The 2,446-nt window shown below is 73.5% G+C and carries 2 protein-coding genes; both read right to left on the bottom strand.

Annotated features, from left to right (window positions below; all coding sequences use genetic code 11):
- Positions 1-1,324, bottom strand: a 1,324-nt coding sequence (locus ACYVE7_RS32575; protein WP_460370232.1) for a condensation domain-containing protein, incomplete at its 3' end; no start/stop codon positions are given.
- On the bottom strand, positions 1,321-2,446 hold a 1,126-nt coding region (locus ACYVE7_RS32570; protein ID WP_460370230.1), incomplete at its 5' end, for a condensation domain-containing protein. The genes ACYVE7_RS32570 and ACYVE7_RS32575, both read right to left, overlap by 4 nt.

Raw genomic sequence — 2,446 nt, 5'->3', positions numbered from 1 at the left:
CCGCCTCGGCCTCCTCGTCGCCGAGCAGGTCGAGCCGGGCCAGCAGCAGTTCGGGTGTGCGGGCGATCGCGGTGAACGCCCGTTCCAGCCGGCGGCCGATGCGCGCGGCGCGCTCCGCCGAGAACAGGTCGGGGCGGTAGTCGAGGCGGATCAGCAGCCGGTCGCCGGGGATCGCGGCCAGCGCGATCGGGTAGTGGGTGGCGTCGTAGCCGCCCGCGCCCCTGACCTTCAGCCCGTCGAGGTCGGTGGCCTCGGCGGCCGGGTCGTAGGGGTAGTTCTCCAGCACCGTGAGGGTGTCGAACAGGGCGCCCGCGGGGGTGAGTCGCTGGATGTCGGCGATCGCGAGATGGTGGTGCGGCATCAGCTCGGTCTGCTCGGCCTGCAGCCGCTTCAGGGCGTCGCGGACGGTCGTGCCGGGCCGCGCGGCGACCCGGACGGGCAGCGTGTTGATGAACAGGCCGACCATCTCCCCCACCCCGGGCAGCTCGGGCGGGCGGCCGGAGACCACACCGCCGAACACCACGTCGGTGCGGCCGGTCTCACAGCCCAGCACCAGACCCCAGGCGAGCTGGAGGACCGTGTTGAGGGTGACGCCCTCGGCGCGGGCCCGGGCCGTCAGGGCGGCCGTGGTCTCGGGGTCGAGACGCAGGTCGAGCTTGGCGGGCGCGACGGCGGGGCCGTCGGCCTGCGGGCTGATCAGGGTGGCGTCCTCGACACCGTCCAGGGCCTTCGCCCAGGCTGCGACGGCCGCGTCCCGGTCCTGGCGGGCGACCCAGGCCAGGTAGTTCTTGTACGGGGTGACACGCGGCAGGACCGCCTCGTCGCCCTCGCTCAGGTAGAGCGCGAACAGCTCGGTGTTGAGGACGGGCGTCGACCAGCCGTCCAGCAGCAGGTGGTGGTTGGTGCAGATCAGTTTGTGGTGGTCGGCGGCCAGCCGGACCAGGGCGTAGCGGATCAGCGGCGGCTTGGTGAGGTCCCAGCGGACGTTCTTCTCCCGCTCGACGATCTCGGCCAGGCCGTCGGGACGCCCGGTGAGGTCGTGCTCCTCCCACGGCAGCCTGACCTCGCGGTGCACTACCTGGACCGGGTCGCCCTGCTTGCGCTGGCGGAACGAGGCCCGCAGGTTCGCGTGACGGCGCAGCACCGCCTCGGCGGCGGCCTTCAACCGGGGCGCGTCGAGCGGTCCGGTCAGATCGAGGACGAGCTGCGCGGAGTAGACGTCGGAGTCGCCGTCGTACAGCGCGTGGAAGAACAGGCCCTGCTGGAGGGGGGCCAGCGGCAGCACGTCCTCGAGGTTCGAGGGCTTCTTGCGGGGTGTGCTCACAGGTCGTCCCACTCTTCGAGTTCCGCGGCGAGGTCGTCGAGTTCGTCCTGGCTCATCGCGACGAGACCGATGTCGGACGGGGTGAAGCCGCCCGCGCCGTCGCCGTCCGCGTGCCTGACCAGCCCGGTGAGGGCGGCGAACCACAGGTCGGCGAGCCGGCGGACGTCGGCTTCGGCCAGCAGGCCGCCCGCCCACGACCAGGTCGCCGACAGCAGCGGCCCGGACTCGGTGTCCCTGGTGTGCGCGTTGACCTCCAGGACGTGCGGCAGCCCCAGACCGGGGTCGTGGCCGCCGCCGAGCGCCTCGGCCAGCTCCTCCGACGCCGGTGACCAGTCGCCTTCCTGGGGCGCGGCGACCCGGCCCAGGTAGTTGAACGCGATCTGCGGCGCCACGTCGGGCAGGCCGGGGCCGAGATGCCGGAGCAGGCCGTGCCCGATGCCGTTGTCGGGCACCTCGCGCAACTGCTCCTTCACCCGCTTGATCGCGGTGCCCGCGGCGGGGCCGCCGTCGGCGATCTCCTGCCAGGGCGCGGGGCCCGGGTCGAGCCGGACGGGGTGGATGGTGGTGAACCAGCCAGACGTCCGGGACAGATCGGTCCCCGGAATGATCTCCTCGCGGCCGTGGCCTTCCAGATCGACCAGAACCGCTGAGCTCTCACCCCGCCACTCGGCGACGGCCAGCGCGAACCCGGTCAGCAGCACGTCGTTGACCCGGCCGTGGAACGCGGCGGGCACGCTCGACAGCAGCGGCTCGGTGATCTCAGGGCCGAGCCCGACGGTCAGATGCCCCGCGGTCGCGAAGGTGTCCCGCGCGGGGTCGAGCGGCCGGGAGCCGAGCAGCGGATCCGGGGTCTCGGCGATCTCCGTCCAGAACGGGATCTCCGCCGCCCGCGCCGGTTCGGACGCCTCCGCGGTGAGCCGCTGCGCCCAGCGCCGGAACGAGGTCGCGACGGGCTGGAGCTCGATCCCGCCCAGGGCGGTGACCAGGTCGGGCAGCAGGATCCGCCAGGAGACACCGTCCACCGCCAGGTGGTGGGCGGTGAACAGCAGCAGCCCGGACTCCTCGCCCGCGTCCAGCCAGTGCAGCGCGGTCATCGCGCCGGCCGCCGGGTCGAGGGCGGCG

The sequence above is a fragment of the Actinocorallia lasiicapitis genome (genome assembly GCF_054778695.1).
The sequence above is the reverse complement of the archived record's forward strand: the minus strand, read 5'-3'. Positions and strand labels throughout refer to the sequence as shown.